General features: G+C 69.7%; 19 protein-coding genes and 2 tRNA genes. 16 read left to right on the top strand and 5 right to left on the bottom strand.

The window, feature by feature from the left end; genetic code table 11:
• Positions 1 to 15 precede the first annotated feature (15 nt).
• From gyrA to ABT170_RS06085, 3 genes are all read left to right on the top strand, one after another.
• Positions 16 to 2643, top strand: coding sequence for a DNA gyrase subunit A (gene gyrA, locus ABT170_RS06095; protein ID WP_266922191.1), 2628 nt, complete (start codon positions 16 to 18; stop codon positions 2641 to 2643).
• A gap of 93 nt (positions 2644 to 2736) precedes the next feature.
• Positions 2737 to 3345 (top strand): DUF3566 domain-containing protein, encoded by a 609-nt coding sequence (locus ABT170_RS06090; protein ID WP_329944697.1) that lies wholly within the window; start codon positions 2737 to 2739, stop codon positions 3343 to 3345.
• Between the two features lie 70 nt (positions 3346 to 3415).
• Positions 3416 to 3489 (top strand) — tRNA-Ile (locus ABT170_RS06085).
• Positions 3490 to 3930: 441 nt separating this feature from the next.
• Here the strand turns inward: ABT170_RS06085 and ABT170_RS06080 are convergent.
• The gene (locus ABT170_RS06080; RefSeq protein ID WP_329944696.1) at positions 3931 to 4287 is read right to left on the bottom strand and encodes a DUF6344 domain-containing protein; all 357 of its coding nucleotides are present in this window, start codon (positions 4285 to 4287) and stop codon (positions 3931 to 3933) included.
• A 291-nt stretch (positions 4288 to 4578) separates the two neighbouring features.
• On the opposite strand from ABT170_RS06080, the gene ABT170_RS06075 reads away from it, so the two are divergent.
• Positions 4579 to 4713 (top strand): DLW-39 family protein, encoded by a 135-nt coding sequence (locus ABT170_RS06075; protein ID WP_003958712.1) that lies wholly within the window; start codon positions 4579 to 4581, stop codon positions 4711 to 4713.
• A gap of 405 nt (positions 4714 to 5118) precedes the next feature.
• The gene (locus tag ABT170_RS06070) at positions 5119 to 6465 is read left to right on the top strand and encodes a hypothetical protein (protein ID WP_351864429.1); all 1347 of its coding nucleotides are present in this window, start codon (positions 5119 to 5121) and stop codon (positions 6463 to 6465) included.
• Positions 6466 to 6497: 32 nt separating this feature from the next.
• Here ABT170_RS06070 and ABT170_RS06065 read toward each other — a convergent pair whose 3' ends face one another.
• Together ABT170_RS06065 and ABT170_RS06060 are read right to left on the bottom strand one after the other, a co-directional pair.
• Entirely contained in the window at positions 6498 to 7976 is a 1479-nt protein-coding gene (locus tag ABT170_RS06065) for a serine/threonine protein kinase (RefSeq protein WP_351864426.1), read from the bottom strand.
• 177 nt (positions 7977 to 8153) lie between these two features.
• The gene (locus ABT170_RS06060) at positions 8154 to 8702 is read right to left on the bottom strand and encodes a helix-turn-helix domain-containing protein (protein ID WP_329944693.1); all 549 of its coding nucleotides are present in this window, start codon (positions 8700 to 8702) and stop codon (positions 8154 to 8156) included.
• Between the two features lie 179 nt (positions 8703 to 8881).
• Between ABT170_RS06060 and ABT170_RS06055 the strand changes: the two genes are divergently transcribed.
• A tRNA-Ala gene (locus ABT170_RS06055) sits at positions 8882 to 8954 on the top strand.
• 699 nt (positions 8955 to 9653) lie between these two features.
• A complete protein-coding gene (locus tag ABT170_RS06050) occupies positions 9654 to 10211 on the top strand; it encodes a DUF2690 domain-containing protein (protein WP_351864423.1) in 558 nt (185 codons plus the stop codon).
• Between the two features lie 49 nt (positions 10212 to 10260).
• On the opposite strand, the gene ABT170_RS06045 is transcribed toward ABT170_RS06050, so the two are convergent.
• Complete coding sequence (locus tag ABT170_RS06045) at positions 10261 to 10980, bottom strand: DUF5324 family protein (RefSeq protein ID WP_329944691.1); 720 nt, start codon at positions 10978 to 10980, stop codon at positions 10261 to 10263.
• 379 nt (positions 10981 to 11359) lie between these two features.
• Here ABT170_RS06045 and ABT170_RS06040 point away from each other — a divergent pair, with 379 nt between their 5' ends.
• Positions 11360 to 11887 (top strand): peptidylprolyl isomerase, encoded by a 528-nt coding sequence (locus ABT170_RS06040; RefSeq protein WP_329944690.1) that lies wholly within the window; start codon positions 11360 to 11362, stop codon positions 11885 to 11887.
• Positions 11888 to 12088: 201 nt separating this feature from the next.
• Complete coding sequence (locus tag ABT170_RS06035; RefSeq protein ID WP_351864419.1) at positions 12089 to 13003, top strand: rhomboid family intramembrane serine protease; 915 nt, start codon at positions 12089 to 12091, stop codon at positions 13001 to 13003.
• A 249-nt stretch (positions 13004 to 13252) separates the two neighbouring features.
• On the opposite strand, the gene crgA is transcribed toward ABT170_RS06035, so the two are convergent.
• Entirely contained in the window at positions 13253 to 13507 is a 255-nt protein-coding gene (gene crgA, locus ABT170_RS06030) for a cell division protein CrgA (protein WP_266922201.1), read from the bottom strand.
• Between the two features lie 141 nt (positions 13508 to 13648).
• Between crgA and ABT170_RS06025 the strand changes: the two genes are divergently transcribed.
• The 7 genes from ABT170_RS06025 (at position 13649) to ABT170_RS05995 (ending at position 18997) form a co-directional block, all read left to right on the top strand.
• Positions 13649 to 14416 (top strand): DUF881 domain-containing protein, encoded by a 768-nt coding sequence (locus ABT170_RS06025; protein WP_351864416.1) that lies wholly within the window; start codon positions 13649 to 13651, stop codon positions 14414 to 14416.
• A gap of 19 nt (positions 14417 to 14435) precedes the next feature.
• Entirely contained in the window at positions 14436 to 15152 is a 717-nt protein-coding gene (locus ABT170_RS06020) for a class E sortase (protein WP_351864413.1), read from the top strand.
• 56 nt (positions 15153 to 15208) lie between these two features.
• A complete protein-coding gene (locus tag ABT170_RS06015) occupies positions 15209 to 15397 on the top strand; it encodes a hypothetical protein (RefSeq protein ID WP_329944686.1) in 189 nt (62 codons plus the stop codon).
• A complete protein-coding gene (locus ABT170_RS06010; protein WP_266922205.1) occupies positions 15394 to 16032 on the top strand; it encodes an aminodeoxychorismate/anthranilate synthase component II in 639 nt (212 codons plus the stop codon). The genes ABT170_RS06015 and ABT170_RS06010 overlap by 4 nt, the downstream gene beginning before the upstream one ends.
• The gene (locus ABT170_RS06005) at positions 16029 to 17453 is read left to right on the top strand and encodes a class E sortase (RefSeq protein ID WP_329944685.1); all 1425 of its coding nucleotides are present in this window, start codon (positions 16029 to 16031) and stop codon (positions 17451 to 17453) included. The genes ABT170_RS06010 and ABT170_RS06005 overlap by 4 nt, the downstream gene beginning before the upstream one ends.
• 26 nt (positions 17454 to 17479) lie before the next feature.
• Positions 17480 to 18208, top strand: a complete 729-nt coding sequence (locus ABT170_RS06000; protein ID WP_329944684.1) for a class E sortase — start codon at positions 17480 to 17482, stop codon at positions 18206 to 18208.
• Between the two features lie 318 nt (positions 18209 to 18526).
• Positions 18527 to 18997, top strand: coding sequence for a hypothetical protein (locus ABT170_RS05995; protein WP_329944683.1), 471 nt, complete (start codon positions 18527 to 18529; stop codon positions 18995 to 18997).
• The last annotated feature ends 106 nt before the right edge of the window (positions 18998 to 19103 follow it).

Raw genomic sequence — 19103 nt, 5'->3', positions numbered from 1 at the left:
GGACTTTGACCAGCAATGGCCGACGAGAACACCCCTGTCACGCCCGAAGAGGAGCCCGCCGTCGCAGGCGTGGGCATGCGTGTCGAGCCCGTGGGGCTCGAGACGGAGATGCAGCGCTCCTACCTCGACTACGCGATGTCCGTGATCGTCTCGCGTGCGCTGCCCGACGTACGGGACGGGCTCAAGCCCGTGCACCGCCGGGTGCTGTACGCGATGTACGACGGCGGCTACCGCCCCGAGAAGGGCTTCTACAAGTGCGCCCGTGTCGTCGGTGACGTCATGGGTACGTACCACCCGCACGGCGACTCCTCGATCTATGACGCGCTGGTCCGCCTCGCGCAGCACTGGTCGATGCGCATGCCGCTGGTGGACTCCAACGGCAACTTCGGTTCCCCGGGCAACGACCCGGCCGCGGCCATGCGGTACACCGAGTGCAAGATGATGCCGCTGTCCATGGAGATGGTCCGGGACATCGACGAGGAGACCGTCGACTTCCAGGACAACTACGACGGCCGCAACCAGGAGCCGACGGTCCTGCCGGCGCGCTTCCCGAACCTGCTGGTCAACGGTTCCGCGGGCATCGCGGTCGGGATGGCGACCAACATCCCGCCGCACAACCTGCGCGAGGTCGCCGCCGGTGCGCAGTGGTACCTGGAGCACCCGGAGGCCTCGCACGAGGAGCTCCTGGACGCGCTGATCGAGCGGATCAAGGGCCCGGACTTCCCGACCGGGGCGCTCGTGGTGGGCCGCAAGGGCATCGAGGAGGCGTACCGCACCGGCCGCGGCTCGATCACGATGCGCGCGGTCGTCGCGGTCGAGGAGATCCAGAACCGGCAGTGCCTGGTCGTCACGGAGCTCCCGTACCAGACCAACCCCGACAACCTCGCGCAGAAGATCGCCGACCTGGTGAAGGACGGCAAGGTCGGCGGCATCGCGGACGTCCGGGACGAGACGTCCTCGCGCACGGGCCAGCGCCTGGTCGTCGTGCTCAAGCGTGACGCGGTCGCCAAGGTCGTACTGAACAACCTGTACAAGCACACCGACCTTCAGTCGAACTTCGGCGCGAACATGCTGGCGCTCGTCGACGGGGTGCCGCGCACGCTGTCGATCGACGCGTTCATCCGCCACTGGGTGACGCACCAGATCGAGGTCATCGTCCGGCGTACGCGGTTCCGGCTGCGCAAGGCGGAGGAGCGGGCGCACATCCTGCGCGGCCTGCTCAAGGCGCTGAACGCCATCGACGAGGTCATCGCCCTCATCCGGCGCAGCCAGACGGTCGAGGTCGCGCGCGAGGGCCTGATGGGCCTGCTGGAGATCGACGAGATCCAGGCGAACGCGATCCTGGAGATGCAGCTGCGCCGGCTGGCCGCGCTGGAGCACCAGAAGATCACGGCGGAGCACGACGAGCTCCAGGCGAAGATCAACGAGTACAACGCGATCCTCGTCTCGCCGGAGCGGCAGCGGCAGATCGTCAGCGAGGAGCTGGCGGCGATCGTCGAGAAGTTCGGTGACGACCGGCGTTCCGCGCTGGTTCCCTTCGACGGCGACATGTCCATCGAGGACCTGATCGCCGAGGAGGACATCGTCGTCACCATCACGCACGGTGGCTACATCAAGCGGACCAAGACCGAGGACTACCGCTCGCAGAAGCGCGGCGGCAAGGGTGTCCGCGGTACGAAGCTGAAGCAGGACGACATCGTCGACCACTTCTTCGTGTCGACGACGCACCACTGGCTGCTGTTCTTCACGAACAAGGGCCGTGTCTACCGGGCGAAGGCGTACGAGCTTCCGGACGCCGGCCGTGACGCGCGCGGGCAGCATGTCGCCAACCTGCTGGCCTTCCAGCCGGACGAGAAGATCGCCCAGATCCTCGCGGTCCGTGACTACGAGGCCGCGCCGTACCTGATCCTGGCGACGAAGGGCGGTCTGGTGAAGAAGACCGCGCTGAAGGACTACGACTCGCCGCGCTCCGGCGGTGTCATCGCGATCAACCTGCGGGAGACCGCGGACGGCGGCGACGACGAGCTGATCGGTGCGGAGCTGGTGTCGGCCGAGGACGATCTGCTGCTCATCAGCAAGAAGGCCCAGTCGATCAGGTTCACCGCGACGGACGACGCGCTGCGCCCGATGGGCCGTGCGACCTCGGGTGTCAAGGGGATGAGTTTCCGCGAGGGCGACGAACTGCTCTCGATGAATGTCGTCCGGCCCGGTACTTTCGTGTTCACTGCAACCGACGGCGGGTACGCGAAGCGGACTCCCGTCGACGAGTACCGCGTCCAGGGCCGCGGCGGTCTGGGCATCAAGGCCGCCAAGATCGTGGAGGACCGGGGCTCGCTCGTCGGAGCGCTGGTGGTGGAGGAGACGGACGAGATCCTCGCCATCACACTCGGCGGTGGTGTGATTCGTACGCGAGTCAATGAAGTCAGGGAGACGGGCCGTGACACCATGGGCGTCCAACTGATCAATCTGGGCAAGCGTGATGCCGTCGTCGGCATCGCGCGCAACGCCGAGGCCGGTCGCGAGGCGGAAGAGGTCGATGGGACCGATGACGCCGAGGGCGAGGCGGCCGGAGCGCACGCGGAGAGCGTGATCGAGGGCACTGTCGAGGGCACGGAGCCTTCGACCGGGGAGCACGAGGAGTAGAGCGTGAGTGGAGCCACGGGCGCCGGTTCGGCCGCTTCCGGAGCAGGAGCGAACGGTGCCCGTGGCCCTGCCACGGACTCCCAAGGGGGCACTGTGACGGACACTCGGGGGCCTCAGCCCCAGTACGAGGGTTACGCGACCGGGCCGTTGCCCGGCGAGCGTGAGCCCGCGACGGGGCCGGCGGGGCCGTACCACCCGCCGCAGGCGTACCCGTCGCCCTCGGGCGGCACACAAGGGGGCCAGCAGCGCGGCGGCACACAGGGCGGTGCACAGGGTGTGGGCGGCGCGCAGGCGACGCGTCTGCCGCGCACGGGGGCGCGGACCACTCCGCGTACCCGCAAGGCGCGGCTGCGGGTGGCGAAGGCCGATCCGTGGTCGGTGATGAAGGTCAGCTTCCTGCTCTCCATCGCCCTGGGTATCTGCACGGTGGTCGCCTCGGCGGTGCTGTGGATGGTCATGGACGCCATGGGCGTCTTCGAGACCGTGGGCGGCACGATCAGTGAGGCCACCGGTTCGAACGAGAGCAACGGCTTCGATCTCCAGTCGTTCCTGTCGCTGCCGCGCGTCCTCATCTTCACCTCGGTCATCGCGGTGATCGATGTGGTTCTGGCCACCGCGCTGGCGACGCTGGGCGCGTTCATCTACAACTTGTCGGCCGGCTTCGTGGGTGGCGTCGAGCTCACTCTGGCCGAGGACGAGTAGCCCGCCGGGTATCGATTTTGGGACTGGCCCCGACGTGCGCTAATCTTCAGAAGTCAGCGCAGCGCGCGGCGGGGCTATAGCTCAGTTGGTTAGAGCGCATCCCTGATAAGGATGAGGCCACAGGTTCAAATCCTGTTAGCCCCACAGCAAGAAGCAAGGGCGTCTCCCTCAGGGGAGGCGCCCTTCTTCGTGTCCCGGTTCCTTCAGGTCACGGGGGCGCGCGTCCGGGGACGCACGACGGCCCGGGGGACATTCGACGGGCCCGGGGGACATCCGACCGCCCGGGGGGCATCCGACGGCCCGGGGGACTTCCGGCGAGAGGGAACTGCTCTTCTGCCCGGCGTGCGGGCCGCCCGCGGTACGAGGTACGGCGGTACCGCCGGCTTCCGGTCCGCCAGGAGGGGGGCGGGCCCGGTGAGTTGCTTCCCGGTTCCGGGGGCGTCGGTTCGGCCCGTCGGCGCCCGGTGCGCCGGTTCCGGTGTGTGTACGGGGATGGAGAAGGCGGGCATGGAGAAGGCCCCTGCCGGTGTGAACCGGACCAGGGGCCCTGGGGTGCGGGGGCGGCGGTGGGGTGCCGCGGTGGGGTCAGGGTGGCGGCAGGGGCGAGTCGCCGGCCGGGGCCGTGTGGCCGGTGCGGGCCGCGTCCACGGAGTGCGGGACGTCCATGGTGTCCGCGGACAGGTGCCGGGTGGCCGGTGAGGAGCCGTGCGCCTCGGCGCGGATGCGCTGCTTCATCGTGGGTGGCAGCGCCCTGTCACGCGGAAGGGTCCATCGCACCGACGGGGTGGTCGCGGTTGCCGCGGTCGCACCCGTGTGCTCCTGGTTCGTGCTCGTCGGCTGCGCCGCCGCGGCGGGGGCGGTGACGAGGCCCATCGACGCGAGGATCGCGAAGAAGGCGGTGATGAAGGCGGTCCAGATGCTCTTGACCTTGAAGGCGCTCATGGCCCCTCGCTTTCAGGTGGTCCGGTTTGCTTACCTTTCTGATGATGTGGATCCGGCTCGCGATTTCGGGGACCGACGCCCCCGCTGCGCCGATGTTCAGATGAACACCACTCGTATGGTGCAACCGGTGCTGACGGGCTGTCCGCGGGCGGTCACGGGGTCCCGACGAGGCCCGAACGAACCCTCCGGCCCGCCGCGGTGGGGTTCCGGGCAGGTCACCGATCGGTATCGGTCGGTGTGTATAGTCGGGCGGCAGAAGTCCCCTACGTCAAGGAAAGACGAGGTCGCGCGGTGAAGAAGCTTCTCCTGGTCGCACTGGCCGCCATCGGCGGGCTCCTCGTGTACCGCCAGATCCAGGCGGATCGCGCCGAGCAGGATCTGTGGACGGAGGCGACCGACTCCGTGCCCGCAGGTTCGGGTGTGTGAGACGGCACAGTCTGTTACGGGCCCCGGTCGCTGAGCGGCCGGGGCTTCGTGCTGTCCGGGGGTCCTCGCGCGAGGCCTCCCCGGCCCGGCCCCGGCTCCTTCACTCCCTCCCCCGCCCGGCTCCCGCTGGTCCGTGCCTGCTGGTTCTCTCCCGCTGGTCCGGCTCCCGCTGGTCCGCGCCCTCCGGGGCGGGGCCGTGCTGTTGCGTGACCGTGACGGCCGAGGCCTTGAGTTCGCCTACGCAAATCACTAGCTTGCGAGAGCGAATGGCGTGGTCCGGTGGTGGCAGGATGGACCGGCATTGCGGCCGCTGCCGGAGCGGGCGCCCCGGTGGCTGCGGCCGGGGGCCTCGTGCCCGTACGCGGCCGTCGCGGAGCAGTCGATGCGGACGACGAGGGGAAGCGCGTGAAGAGGCAGCGCAACAAGGGCCGGGTGACGCTGGCGTCGGCCGCGGCGATGTGCGCGGTGGCGGCGTTGCCGGGGCAGGCGCACGCGGCCGGAACTCCGGCGTACACCTTCGATCCCGGGGCGAGGACGATCCGGGGAGCCGCGGCCAACGCCGAGGCGTCCGTGCTGGACGCGGGGTCTGTGTACCGGAGCGCGATCGGGCCGGGCGAGAAGCTCTACTACCGGGTGAAGCTCGACGCGAAGTCGAACGCGTATGTCTCCGCCGTCGCGGTGCCGAAGCCGGGCGGCGCGACCGCCTACGGGGACGGCATCACGGTCAGCATCCGGGACCTCAACGATTCCCGTTGCGGTTCCGAGGACGCGCGCTTCGGCTCGACGGAGTTCGCGCGTCCGATCTCCGCCTACGCGTACCGGACCGTGGACAAGAAGAGCGGTACGTGCCAGGAGGCCGGTACGTACGACGTCCTGATCGAGCGTGAGAGCAAGCCGACGTCGAACCAGGAACCCTGGGACCTGGAGCTCCGCTTCGCGCTGGAGCCGAAGCTGAGGAAGGGGTCGGCGATGCCGACCGAGGCGCCGGAGACCTGGCCGTCCACGTCACCGGCGCCGCCCGCGGGCGACGACCGGAAGCGGGCGGGCGGCGCGGGCCACTACGACGCCACCGGCCTGGAGACGGGTACCTGGGTGGACTCCGTCGCGCCCGGACAGACGCGGTTCTACCGGGTGCCGGTGGACTGGGGGCAGCAGCTCTTCGCCTCCACCGCGCTCAGCAACAGCACGAGCGGCAAGGACGAGTTCATGGGCAACGCCCTCTCGTTCTCGCTGGAGAACCCGGCCGGGGGCCACGTCACCGACGCGTACCTGTCGTATTCGGGGAGGTCTGCGACGGCGTCGCTGGACCCGGTGCCGCCGGTCGCCTACAACAACCGGTTCGACTACAGCTCCGAGGTCAGCGGCATGCGTTTCGCCGGCTGGTACTACCTGTCGGTGACCCTCAGCCCGAAGGTCGCGGAGGTGTACGGCGACAAGCCGATTCCGCTGACCACGACGGTCCAGGTGAAGAACAAGGCGGAGGAATCGCCGTACGACGGTGACGCCGGGATCTTCGCGGTCACCGAGAAGGACAAGGAGATGGCGAAGAGCGGGGACAGCGCTCCACAGGCCGCCAGGAGCGAGACGATGCAGCTCGTCGCAGCGGGCGGGATCGGCGCGGGCACCGTGCTGGTGCTCGGGCTCGGCGTGTGGACGCTGCTGGCCCGCCGCCGTCCGCGGCCCGCGGGCGGTCCGCCGGCCGGGAGCGGGCAGCAGCCGCCCTTCGGCGGTCCGCCGCCGCAGGCCGGGTAGCCCGCGGCCGGCGGTCGCTCCGGGCGGCCGGTTCAGGCCTGGGTCAGTGCCCAGATGCCGACCGCGAAACAGAGCAGCGCCACCAGCAGGACCGGGACCGCCACCTTCGGGGGCGGTCCCGGTCGCGTTTGGCGTACGGGGGCGCTGTGCGCCGCGGAGGAGACGTGCGCGGCGTGCGCGCCGGAGGCTGGGGCGGCCGACGGGGAGGCCGTCGCGCCGGGGTGCGGGGCCTGCGGGTGCTGGGCGGTGTAGGCGCGGGTGGCCGCCGGATCGTGCGGGACGGCGGACGTGGGGGCGTGGGAGAGGTCCGGGGCACCGGCGGCATAGGGGGGAGCCGCGTGCGCCTGGTGCGGAGGGGCGGGCGCGGGCGTCTGCGCCGGGTGCGGCATCGGGGCGGCCTGCGGTGTGTGCGCGGCGGGCTGCTGAGGAGGCGGCGCCAGGTGGAAGCTGCCCGTCTCCGACATCGAGACGGGCTGCTGGGGGTTCGGCTGCTGTGTGTACGGGCCCTGCGGGTACGGCTGCTGTACTGACGGCTGCTGCGCGGAGGCCTGCTGTGCGGCCTGGGAGGCCTGTTGCGGCAGCTGACCGGCGTGGGGGACCGGCGAGGCCTGTCCGGGCGTCTGGAGGCCCGTTACGGGGCCGTCGGGGCCAAATCCGGAGGGCAGCGGTCCGATCTGGTCGAAAACCTCCACCGGTTCGTCGCCCGGACCCGGTTCGGGCAGCATCTCTACCGCCGCCGTCAGGGCCTTGCGCGCACCGGTCGCGGTGCGGAAGCGGGACTGCGGGTCGGGCTGGAGGAGTCCGGCGAGTACCTGCCACAGCGGTTCCGGGATGCCCTGCGGGGCGCCCGGGGTGCCGTGGGTGGTGAAGTGCTCGACGAGGGCCTGGGAGTCGGGCTTCTGGCCCTGGAGCAGATACAGCGCGACGAGACCGACGGCGAACAGGTCGGCCGGGAAGTCGGGCTCCGCGCCCATCATCTGCTCGGGAGCGAAGTAACCGGGCGTGCCCACGACGTAGTTGGTCTCCGTCAGACGGGGCTCGCCCTTGCGCATCGAGATGCCGAAGTCGGAGAGCCGCAGATGCGGACGGCCCGTTCCGGTGGCCTCCATCAGGATGTTGGCCGGTTTGATGTCCCGGTGCACCACGCCTTCCGCGTGCACCGTGGACAGTCCGGACAGCAGCTGGTCGAGCAGGAGGCAGACGAAGCGCGGCGGCAACGGGCCGTAGTCGCCTATGACATGGGCCAGCGAACCGCCGCTGACCAGATCCATGGTGAACAGGACCTTGTCGTCGTCGGCGGCCCAACTGGCGGGAGCCAGCACATGCGGGTGCTCGATGCGCAGCGCCTGCTCACGTACGAAGCGCAGCAGTGTGTGCGCGTCGCTCTGCTGAAGGACCTTGGCCGCCACGTAGCGGCGGCGCCGGTGGTCCCAGGCCCGCCACACCGCGCCGACCCCACCACGTCCGATCGGATCGATCAGCTCGTACCGACCAGCGAAGACCTCACCCATTGCGCTGCGCCCGCTCCCCGTTCCGGTTCCTGTTTCGGCGTATCTGATCCGGCTTCCCGCTCCGGTGGTTCCCGATTCGGTGTTCCCGCCGCGTTCCGTGCAGCGGACCCCCCGGGGCCGCCGCCGGTTCCAGGGCCCTCCGTCCGGAGCGAGGCCCTGGTTCCGGTTCCGTTTCCGCTAGCTCTGGTGTCCCTCGTAGTGGGCGACCGCGTCGGCGGTGCGCCCGGCCCCGTACACCCTGAGGAACTCTGCCAGTTCCGGGTGGGTCGGGGCGAGGGAGTCCGCGGCATCGATGATGTCGCCGGCCGCGGCCACCGACCGCAGCAGCGACTGGATCTCGCGCACCACGCGGCGGACGGTGGGGGCTCCGCCCGTGGTCGTGGTCTGCCCGGTGCTGGTCAGGACCGAGCCGCCCTGGGACTTCTTGATCTCTTCCATCCGGTCGGTGGCCTCGCCCGCGCTGACGCTGCCGTCCGCGACCTGGCTGGCCAGTTCCTGAAGGGCCTGGACGCGCTGTACGACCGCGGGGTTGCCGATCTTGGCCCGCTGGCCGCTCATCAGCTGGGACAGCATGGGCGCCGACAGCCCGAGTACCGCGGCGAGCCGGGCCTGATTGAGGCCGAGATCATCGATCAGCCGGCGGAAGAGCGCGCCGAGCGGCTCTCCGTACCAACTGCGCTGAAGCTCTCTGGCTCTTGCCGTTGCCTCTTGCTGCGCTGCGTCCATGGCGTCTCCCCTTCGCTGCGGCTTCGCTGCTGCGAACCTCGTCGTGCATCTTACGGAGAGTGGTCGCCCACCGGGAGTCCCAATCCTTTTGCAGGATTCGGGGGGACACCCGGTACTCTGGTCTGCGACGGCAGCCGTGACGCGGACGTGTTCGGCGTTGTTTGCGTGTGCTGTTTTCCGGGGCCTTAGCTCAGTTGGTAGAGCGCTGCCTTTGCAAGGCAGATGTCAGGAGTTCGAATCTCCTAGGCTCCACATCACGAAAGTCCCTCCGGCCTGCGGAAGCGCGGTCCGGGGGGACTTTTTCGTCTGTTCCGCGGACCTGGTCCGGCCGGTCCGGGACTGGCGGTCTCCGTACAGCGGCGCGGTGGCTTCGACGGCCCGGTGGGCCGGGCGGCCGGTGCGTTCCGCGCGCTGTGATGGCGGGCTCCGCCGCTCACTCTTTAGGTTTAACGGGAGCGCCGCCGACGGGCGCCAACAGGGCTTCCGCAGAAGCAGGTTGAGGGTCGCGGGAGTTGGCCGGAGTTGGTGTGGCGGAAGCCGGACGGCAGGGAAGAGACATCCTCAGGAAGCGAGGAAGGTGACCTGGTGCCTCATGTGCGGGCAGCCGCCGGCGCTGAGCATCGGTCGGGATGGGGATGGTGAGAAATGGCAGAAGGCAGCGGGGCCCCATTGCCGGACGACGGGACCGGCGCTCCGGCAGGGGGCGCGGACGCGGGCAGCCCGGGGAGCGGGACGGGCACGGGGAGCGCGGGCGGGACCGCGGGCACGGGGAGCGCGGGGGGCTCAGGTGGCTCCGGGCGTTCGGGGAGCGCGGGCGCCGGCGTTCCTGAGCCCGGCGGGGACACCGGAGGCGCGGGCGGGGCCGGCGACGGTGCGGCTGTCGGCCGTGCGGGGGCGTGGATACGGCGCCACGGTCCCTCGACGCTCGTCGGGTCGGTTCTGGTCGCCGTCGTGGGCGCGGCGGTGACGGTGGGCCTGACCGCGCTGCTCGGGGACGGCGGCGGCGGCGGGGACGCGGGCGGTGCGCCGGGTTCGCCGACGACATCCGTGCAGGCCACGGCGGCGGCCGACCCCAAGTCCCCGCCCAGCTGTTCGGGCGAGGGGTGTACGGGGCTCGACCCCAAGACCACCGGATGCGGTGACAGCGGGAAGACGGTGGCGTCCCAGTTCGCGGGCACCATGCAGCTGGAGATCCGCTACAGCCAGGACTGCCGGACCGTGTGGGGGAAGCTGACCGGGGCGGAGGTCGGCGACACCGTCGAGATCCAGACATCGCCCACGAGCCGCCAGACCGCCAAGGTGCGCACCGGTCACACCCAGTACACGCTGATGCTTCCCGCTCCGAAGGAGTTCACCGCGCAGGCGACCGCTGTCGCGGTCAACGGGACTGTCGTACGGGAGGTCCCGAAGGGGCACATCATCAGGGCCGGGGCCGACCGCACGGATCTGCCCGCCGAGGAAGCGGCGAAGGACACGGAGGCCGGGGCGGGGACGGGCCGGGCTTCCTGACCCGGTGCCCCCGCCCTCGGGGCAGGGGCACCGGAGGGCGGTGGCCGGTTCAGTGCCGGTCGTCGAGGCCGTTGTTCTCCCCGTCGCCCGATTCGGCGTCGGCCTGCTTGGCCTGGACCTCCGGGTCGAGCACCGTACGGCCGCTGCCGTCGACCGAGGTCAGCGGGGCGCGCTCGTCGGGCACCTCGGTGGGAGCGGGGGGCTCGACCAGCCAGTCCGGGTTGGCCTGCTTGTCCCACCACCGCCAGGCGGCGTACGCGCCGCCCGCCACGACACCGAGCACGGCGAGGCCCTTGGCCAGCCGGCCGGCCCTGGCCCGCCGCTCGTGCTTCCTGACCAGCTTCTGGATCTCCTTCGCCGTGACCTGTCCGCGCAGGGCGGCCAGCGCCGCCGCGCTGCGGGCGGTGGCCTCCTCGGCCAGGGGCTGGGCCACGGCCACCGCGTGCTCCACGCGGGGCACGGTGTAGTCGGCGGCGCTCCGGGCGGCCCGCCGGGTCCGGTGCGCGGCGCGGTGCGCGGCCTCGTCGACCTTGGGCGGCACATGGGTCAGGGCCTGCTCGATGTGCGGGGCGAGATGGGACGCGTACTGGGCACGGGCCTGGTGGGCCGCCTTCGTCACCTTGGGCGCGAGCCGTGCGCGCGCCTCAAGGGCATAGTGCGCGGCCTGTTCCCTGGCCGTGTCGGCGTAGGGCGCCACCACTTCCGCGGCGTGCTGCGCGCTGTCCTTCGCCGAGTAGGTTGCGGCGCGCACGCGGTCAATGCGGGTCACGGGATCCTCCTCCTTGGTGGCGGGTAGGTACTCCGCCTTTCCACCCAATTCGAAATCATGCCTGTCAGGGTCCTGAGCGGCATGCGGGGCAGGCATCCGGGTCATGAACGCCTTCTTCGGGGCAATGCGGTGCAAGCGGAGCGTGCCGACGACAATGCCACGGATCGGCGGCGGGTGCGTGGCTTCGGCGGGCACTCGGCCGCAGTTGTCCCGGCGGGGAGCGCCGACCCGGAGCGGTCCCGGAGCCGACCGGCGCGGACCCGGCGAGGGGGTCTGCGGGACTCGCGCGGGCGCCGCTGCCGGGCGCTGACGGCACGCCGCCGGGGGTGGTCCGTGCGAGGATCGGTGCACGCCAGTGAAGACTTACGGAAGGCAGATCGTGGCCGAGCAGCTTTACGCCACCTTGAAGACCAGCCAGGGCGACATCGAAATCCGGCTTCTGCCGAACCACGCGCCCAAGACGGTCAGGAATTTCGTCGAGCTCGCCAAGGGTGAGCGCGAGTGGACCCACCCCGCGACCGGGAAGAAGTCCACGGACAAGCTGTACGACGGCACCGTCTTCCACCGGGTGATCAGCGGCTTCATGATTCAGGGCGGCGACCCGCTGGGGAACGGCACCGGTGGTCCGGGCTACGAGTTCGCCGACGAGTTCCACCCGGAGCTGGCCTTCACCAAGCCGTACCTGCTGGCGATGGCCAACGCGGGCCCGGGGACGAACGGCTCGCAGTTCTTCCTCACCGTGTCGCCCACCGCGTGGCTGACCGGCAAGCACACCATCTTCGGTGAGGTCTCCAACGAGGCGGGCAAGAAGGTCGTGGACGCCATCGCGGCCACCCAAACCAACCCGCGCACCGACCGTCCGGTGGAGGACGTCGTGATCGAGTCGGTCGTCGTCGAGAGCCGCTGACAGGTCCGCGCGGGCCGCTGGGACCGTACGCCGGAGGCGGCTGACGGTCCATGAGAGCCGCTGACGGTCCACGAGGCCGCTTGACGGTCCGCCCGGAGGGAACCAACCGCCCTGCTCGTCCGTACTGTTACATAGCGGACGTGCAGGGCGGCGGCGTGTGCGCCACCGCCACGACGAGGACCGAAAGGCAGGCCAGGACCGATGGACCAGCAGCCGCCGGCAGACCAGGTGCCGTCCGGGGACGGCCGGGGTACGCCGACCTGCTACCGCCACCCGGACCGGGAGACCGGTGTCCGCTGCACGCGCTGCGAGCGCCCGATCTGCCCCGAGTGCATGATCAGCGCCTCCGTCGGCTTCCAGTGCCCGGACTGTGTACGGCAGGGCTCCGGCACGGGACACCACCCGGCCGCCAGCATGCCGCGCACGCTCGCGGGCGGCCGGGTCGCGGCCGATCCGCGGCTGATCACCAAGATCCTGCTCGGCATCAACCTCGCGGTGTTCCTCGCGGTCTGGGTCACCGGCCGTGACCAGTCCTGGCTGTCCGACGATCTGATGCTGCTGGGCCGGGCCTGGGACTCCACCCCGCCGCCGGGCAGTGTCGAAGGTGTCGCCGAGGGCCAGTGGTACCGGCTGGTGACGTCGATGTTCCTGCATCAGGAAGTGATGCACATCGCGTTCAACATGCTGGGGCTGTGGTGGCTCGGCGGTCCGCTGGAGGCCGCGCTCGGCCGCGCCCGCTACCTCTCGCTCTACCTGCTGTCCGGACTCGCCGGAAGCGCCCTGACGTACTGGATCGCCGCGCCGAACCAGGGCTCGCTCGGAGCCTCCGGTGCGGTCTTCGGGCTGCTGGGCGCCACCGCGGTCATGATGCGCCGGATGAACTACGACATGCGGCCGGTCCTGGTGCTGCTCGCGCTGAACCTGCTCTTCACCTTCACCTGGGGCGGTATCGCCTGGGAGGCGCATGTCGGCGGTCTGATCGCGGGCACGGTGATCGCGATCGGCATGGTGCACGCCCCGCGCGAGCACCGTACCGCCGTGCAGTACGGCACCTGTGCGCTGGTGCTGGTGGCGGTCCTCGGGATCGTCCTCGCCAGGACCGCCTCGCTCACCTGAGCGGTTCCCCGGCCCTCGTCCGCAAAGTTGTCCACAGCGTGCACGGGATCTTGTGCATGGCAAGAGGAACATGTGTTCCCGTTGTCGCTGAGCAGGGTCTTTCCTGCAGAAACAAGGGGTGCAGCCTCCCTCGAAGAGGGAGGCTGCAGTCACATCGGCGTCAACCTCGGTGGAAGTTATCCACAGATCGTCTGACCTTTTCCCCCACCTGTGGATAACTCTGTGGGTAACTTCAGGGCAGGGCTTGCGCTACTTCCACTGAGTGGATACGCCGAAGCCGCCGGCGATGAAGCCGAAGCCCACGACGATGTTCCAGTTCCCCAGGGCGTCGATCGGGAGCTCGCCGTCGGTCACGTAGAAGATCACGATCCAGACCAGCCCGATCAGGAAGAGGGCCAGCATCACCGGCGCCACCCAACTGCGGTTGGTCAGCTTTATGTTGGTTGCCTGCTTCGCCGACGGCGGCGTGAAGTCGGCCTTCTTGCGGATACGTGACTTCGGCACGAGGAACTCTCCTGTCGATGCGCTGCGTGACCGCGCAGGGATCTGTGGCTGGCGCCGGGGCGAGGCGCGAGGGGGAATGCTGCCTCCCCCGGGCGTCCGTTAGCGTAGTGCTTCCATGGCGCCTGAGGAGATAAGGGTACGTTGAGCAATTCTGCCGACTCTCCCGACGGCCCGGTCGGGCACACCTCCAAGTGGCCGGCCCGGGGGCTCACCGCTGCCGTCTTCGCCCTGGCCGGACTGATCTTCGTCACCAGTGCCAACACGGCCAAGGGCACCAACATCCGCAGCGATTCCTCCCTGCTCAAGCTCTCCGACCTGATCAAGGAGCGCAGCGAGAACAACGCCGGGCTCAACGAGTCGACGGCGGCCCTGCGCGCGGACATCGACGCTCTCGCCCAGCGCGACGACGGCAGCACCAGGGCCGAGGACGCCAAGCTCAAGGCCCTGGAGAAGGCGGCCGGCACCACGAAGATCACCGGTGGAGCCGTCAGCGTGACGCTGAACGACGCGCCGCCCGACGCCACCGCCAACCCCGGCTACCCCGATCCCCAGCCCAATGACCTGGTCATCCACCAGCAGGACCTCCAGGCCGTCGTCAACGCGCTGTGGCAGGGCGGGGCCCGCGGCATCCAGGTCATGGACCAGCGGCTGATCTCCACCAGCGCCGTCCGCTGCGTGGGCAACACCCTGATCCTCCAGGGCCGCGTCTACTCCCCGCCGTACAAGGTCACCGCCGTCGGCGACCCGGGCAGGCTCCGGCAGGCGCTCGACGACTCCACGGCGATCCAGAACTACCAGCTGTATGTGAAGGCGTACGGACTCGGCTGGAAAGTGGAGGAGAACGGGGCGGTGACTCTTCCCGGTTACTCGGGCACAGTGGATCTCCACTACGCGCAGCCTGTGGAGTAAGCCCCGGGGAGGCCGGCCGGTGACGGTACGGGTGATCGTCAGGACCTTCAGCGAGCTCTGTGTCACCGTCGGCACCCTGATCGTCCTCTTTGTGGTCTATGTGCTGTTCTGGACCGGAGTGAAAGCCGCCGACGCGGCCGAGGGCCAGATCGACACCCTTCAGAGCCACTGGGCGCAGGGGCCCGTGAGCGGCCCCGCACCCGCGCCCGGCCCCGACGCTTCGGCCGGCCCCGCCGCCCCTGCCGCGCCCGCCCCGGAGGCGTACCGCGGCGGGAAGCCCTTCGCGATGATGTACATCCCCCGCTTCGGCTCGGGCTGGGAGTGGCCCGTCCTGGAGAACACGGAGGTCAGGACGTTGCAGAAGGGGCTCGGTCACTACAGCGGGACCGCCCGCCTCGGCGCCACCGGCAACTTCGCGGTGGCCGGGCACCGCCGGACGTACGGGGACCCGTTCAAGGACTTCCCGCAACTGCGCACCGGTGACGCCGTGCTGCTGACGGACGGGACGACCTGGTTCACGTACCGCATCGCCTCCCGGCCCTACCGGACCGTGCCCGGCGACACCGCCGTCATCGACCCCGTCCCGCGGAAATCGGGTTTCGACGGGCCGGGGCGCTATCTGACGCTGACCACCTGTGAGCCCGAGTGGGGCAGCAGCCACCGGCTGATCGCCTGGGCGCATCTGGACGCCACCCAGCCGGTGACGGACGGCAGACCACCGGCTTTCCACAGCTGACCCACGCTCCGGCCCCGGCCCTTTAGTCTGGTGGCGTACCGAACGGAGGGGTCAGCATGTACGGATGGATCTGGCGGCATCTGCCGGGCAACGCGTGGGTGCGGGGTGTCATCTCGCTCGTGCTGGTCCTCGCGGTCGTCTACACGCTTTTCCAGTACGTCTTCCCGTGGGCGGAGCCGCTGCTTCCGTTCGGTGATGTGACGGTCGACGGCGAAGGCACCAGTGGAGCGGGGACCGGTCGGTGAGCGCACGCATCCTTGTCGTGGACAACTACGACAGCTTTGTCTTCAACCTCGTCCAGTACCTCTACCAGCTCGGTGCGGAGTGCGAGGTGCTGCGCAACGACGAGGTGACGACGGCACACGCCCAGGACGGCTTCGACGGCGTCCTGCTCTCGCCGGGCCCCGGCACCCCCGAGCACGCGGGTGTCTGCGTCGAGATGGTGCGGCACTGCGCGGACACAGGCGTTCCGGTCTTCGGTGTCTGCCTCGGGATGCAGTCGATGGCGGTCGCGTACGGCGGTGTCGTGGACCGCGCTCCGGAGCTGCTGCACGGCAAGACCTCCCCCGTGACCCATGAGGGCAAGGGGGTGTTCGCGGGGCTGCCGTCGCCGTTCACCGCGACGCGCTACCACTCGCTCGCCGCCGAACCGGGCACGCTGCCACCCGAGCTGGAGGTCACCGCCCGCACGGCGGACGGCATCATCATGGGGCTGCGCCATCGCGAACTGGCGGTGGAGGGCGTGCAGTTCCACCCCGAGTCGGTGCTCACCGAGCACGGTCACCTGATGCTCGCCAACTGGCTGGAGCAGTGCGGTGACGCGGGAGCCGTCGCGAGGTCGGAGGGGCTCGCGCCGGTGGTGGGCAAGGCCGCCGCGTGACTCCCCTCCGCCCCGAACCCGATGCCGGGCGGGAGGACCCGTACGCGCAGGGAGCACACGGGACCGACGGCGCGTTCGAGGCGGCGGTGGAACAGCTCGCGGACCCGCTGAACGACCCGCTGCCGGGCCGGCACACCTCGCCGTGGTTCCGGGCGGACAACATCCCGGCGGACCACGTCCCCGCGGAGCAGGCCCGGCAGGAGCAGCTGGACCCGCAGACGCGGCAGGGGTCCGCGCCACAGGGGATGTCCCCGGGACCACAGGGGCTTCAGAGGCCTCAGGACACCCCGACCGAGTGGTACGACCCCGAGGGCTACCAACGGGACTGGTACGGGCAGCAGGAGCCGCCCGCCCCTGTTCCTGCCGCCACGCCCGCTCCCGCCCCGGGGCCCGTTCACGCCGCCGGGCCAGTTCACGCCCCCGCTCCCGGCCCCGTGGCCGTGCCCGCGCCGCATCCTCGCCCGGCGGACGACGAGACCGTCGGGCTGCGGACCGCCGACACCCGCCCGCGCGGAGCCGACGGGGACGGGCGGGAGGCGGATCCGGACACCGGGCCGGCTCCCGGATCCACGCCCCTGCCGTCCGAACCCCGTACCGGAGGGCGTGCCGAGCGCCGCAAGGCCGCGAAGGGCCGCGGCAGGCGCCGCCCGGGACCGCCGCCCGGACCGGAGGCCGAGCCGGGCGCCCCGGCCGTACCGGCGGTTCCCCTGACGCGGCTGGAGGCGCGGCGCGCGGCGCGTGCGGCCAAGGACAGCCCCGCGGTCGTCGCCAGCCGGGTCGTGGGCGAGATGTTCATCTCGCTGGGTGTGCTGATGCTGCTGTTCGTCACGTATCAGCTGTGGTGGACCAACATCCGTGCCGACCAGATAGCCGGCAAGGAGACGCACAGGATCCAGGACGACTGGGCCAACGGGGCACGCAAGCCCGGGGTGTTCGAACCAGGTCAGGGCTTCGCGATCATGCACATCCCGAAGCTCGACGTGGTCGCGCCGATCGCCGAGGGCATCAACAAGGAGAAGGTCCTCGACCGCGGCATGATCGGCCACTACGGCGAGGGCAAGCTGAAGACCGCGATGCCTTCCGACAAGCAGGGTAATTTCTCGGTGGCGGGCCACCGCAACACCCACGGAGAGCCTTTCCGCTACATCAACAAGCTGCAGCCCGGTGACCCGATCGTGGTGGAGACGCAGGAGGCGTACTACACGTACGAGATGGCCAGCATCCTTCCCCAGACCTCGCCGTCCAATGTCTCGGTGATCGGCCCGGTGCCGCCCGGTTCCGGCTTCACGAAGCCGGGCAGGTACCTCACCCTCACCACGTGTACACCGGAATTCACGAGTACGTACCGTTTGATCGTCTGGGGCAAGATGGTCGACGAGCGGCCGCGCAGCAAGGGAAAGCCCGACGCTCTGGTGGGCTGATCATCATCACGACAGGGACGGGTGCGGTGGCAGCGAGGACCGAGCACGAAGCGCGGACGGACGAGCCCGCGCCCCCGGTACGGCGCGGGAGCCGCCATCCGGTCGCGACGGCCATCAGCGTCTTCGGTGAACTGCTGATCACCGCGGGGCTGGTGCTCGGTCTCTTCGTCATCTACTCGCTGTGGTGGACGAACGTGCTCGCCGACCGTGAGGCAGACAAGCAGGGCAACACCGTCCGCGACCGCTGGGCGGGCGGTCCGGGCGCCCTGGACACCAAGGACGGCATCGGCTTCCTGCACGTACCCGCCATGAAGAACGGCGAGGTGCTGGTCAAGAAGGGCACCGACACCAAGACCCTGAACAGCGGCATCGCCGGCTACTACACGGATCCGGTGAAGTCGGCGCTGCCCTGGGACGAGCAGGGCAACTTCACGCTGGCGGCGCACCGGGACGGACACGGTGCCAAGTTCCACAACATCGACAAGGTGCGGACGGGCGACGCGGTCGTCTTCGAGACCAAGGACACCTGGTACGTCTACAAGGTCTACAAGGAGCTCCCGGAGACCTCGAAGTACAACGTCGACGTGATCCAGCCGGTGCCGAAGGAGTCGGGTGTGAAGAAGCCCGGCCGCTACATCACGCTGACGACCTGCACACCGGTCTACACGTCGAAGTACCGCTACATCGTGTGGGGCGAGCTGGTGCGTACGGAGAAGGTCGACAAGGACCGTACGAAGCCGGCGGAACTGCGCTGAGACGGGCGCCGTCGCGCCGGAACGGCGCGGTGGCCCCGCCCGCAGGCACGCCACGGTGCTCTTCCCCGTCCTCGGCATGGATCTGAAGACCGCCCCGTCATTCCTGACGGGGCGGCCTTTGGTCATAAATCGGGAAAACACGTCACAGAGAGGCTTTTTCCCGGCGGAGCAAATCAAATGTAACGTGCATATAAGGCCGTCAAATTGCGCAAGATCGGCCTTTCTTGCATGTACTGGAGCGCTTTGTTAAGTGCTTGCCGGGTGCTGTGCGATTCAGTAGAGTTCGCGCGGAACTTGTTGCACTTTCAAGGAGAAGTAGTGAAAAGAATATTCGCCAGAATTGCCATGGTGGCAGCCATGCTCGCCGGTGGTCTCTTTTTCTCGCCCGCAGCGCACGCGGCCGGTTACGGATGCGGCGGCTCCGAGATCGACTCGTACGCCGTGAAGACGTCCGGTGGCACGGTCTATGGCTACATCCACCTCTACTACGACTCGTCCACCGGCAAGAACTGTGCCGTGAACGTGGCGACGGCGGCCGGCGGTGCGGGAACCGCCACGGTCAAGAACGTGTACATGGCGCGCTGTGTCGCGGGGAGCACGGCAGGCAAGGGTTGCTCCGTCGACCTCACCCTCTACGACCCGCCGTTCGGGTCCTCGACCAAGTTCACCTCTTATGCAGGACCGGTCTCGTTCAACGCCGCGGGGCGCTGCATTCTGATTGGCGGGGCGATTGTCTCTCCCGCGGGGAATGTGGGAAGTTACAGCAGTCTGGCCACCCACTGCGGTTAGGCTCTCTTTGGATTACACGCATTGATTTACGGCCCGAAGTCGCACATTTTCTGATGCGGCTTCGGGCCTTTGTGTGCGGGCCCGGGAATTTCCCGCCTCGCATTTC

Origin of the sequence: Streptomyces sp. NPDC001787 (genome assembly GCF_040297465.1) — a bacterium.
Classification (GTDB): domain Bacteria; phylum Actinomycetota; class Actinomycetes; order Streptomycetales; family Streptomycetaceae; genus Streptomyces.
This window is presented reverse-complemented; position numbering and strand designations above follow the sequence as displayed.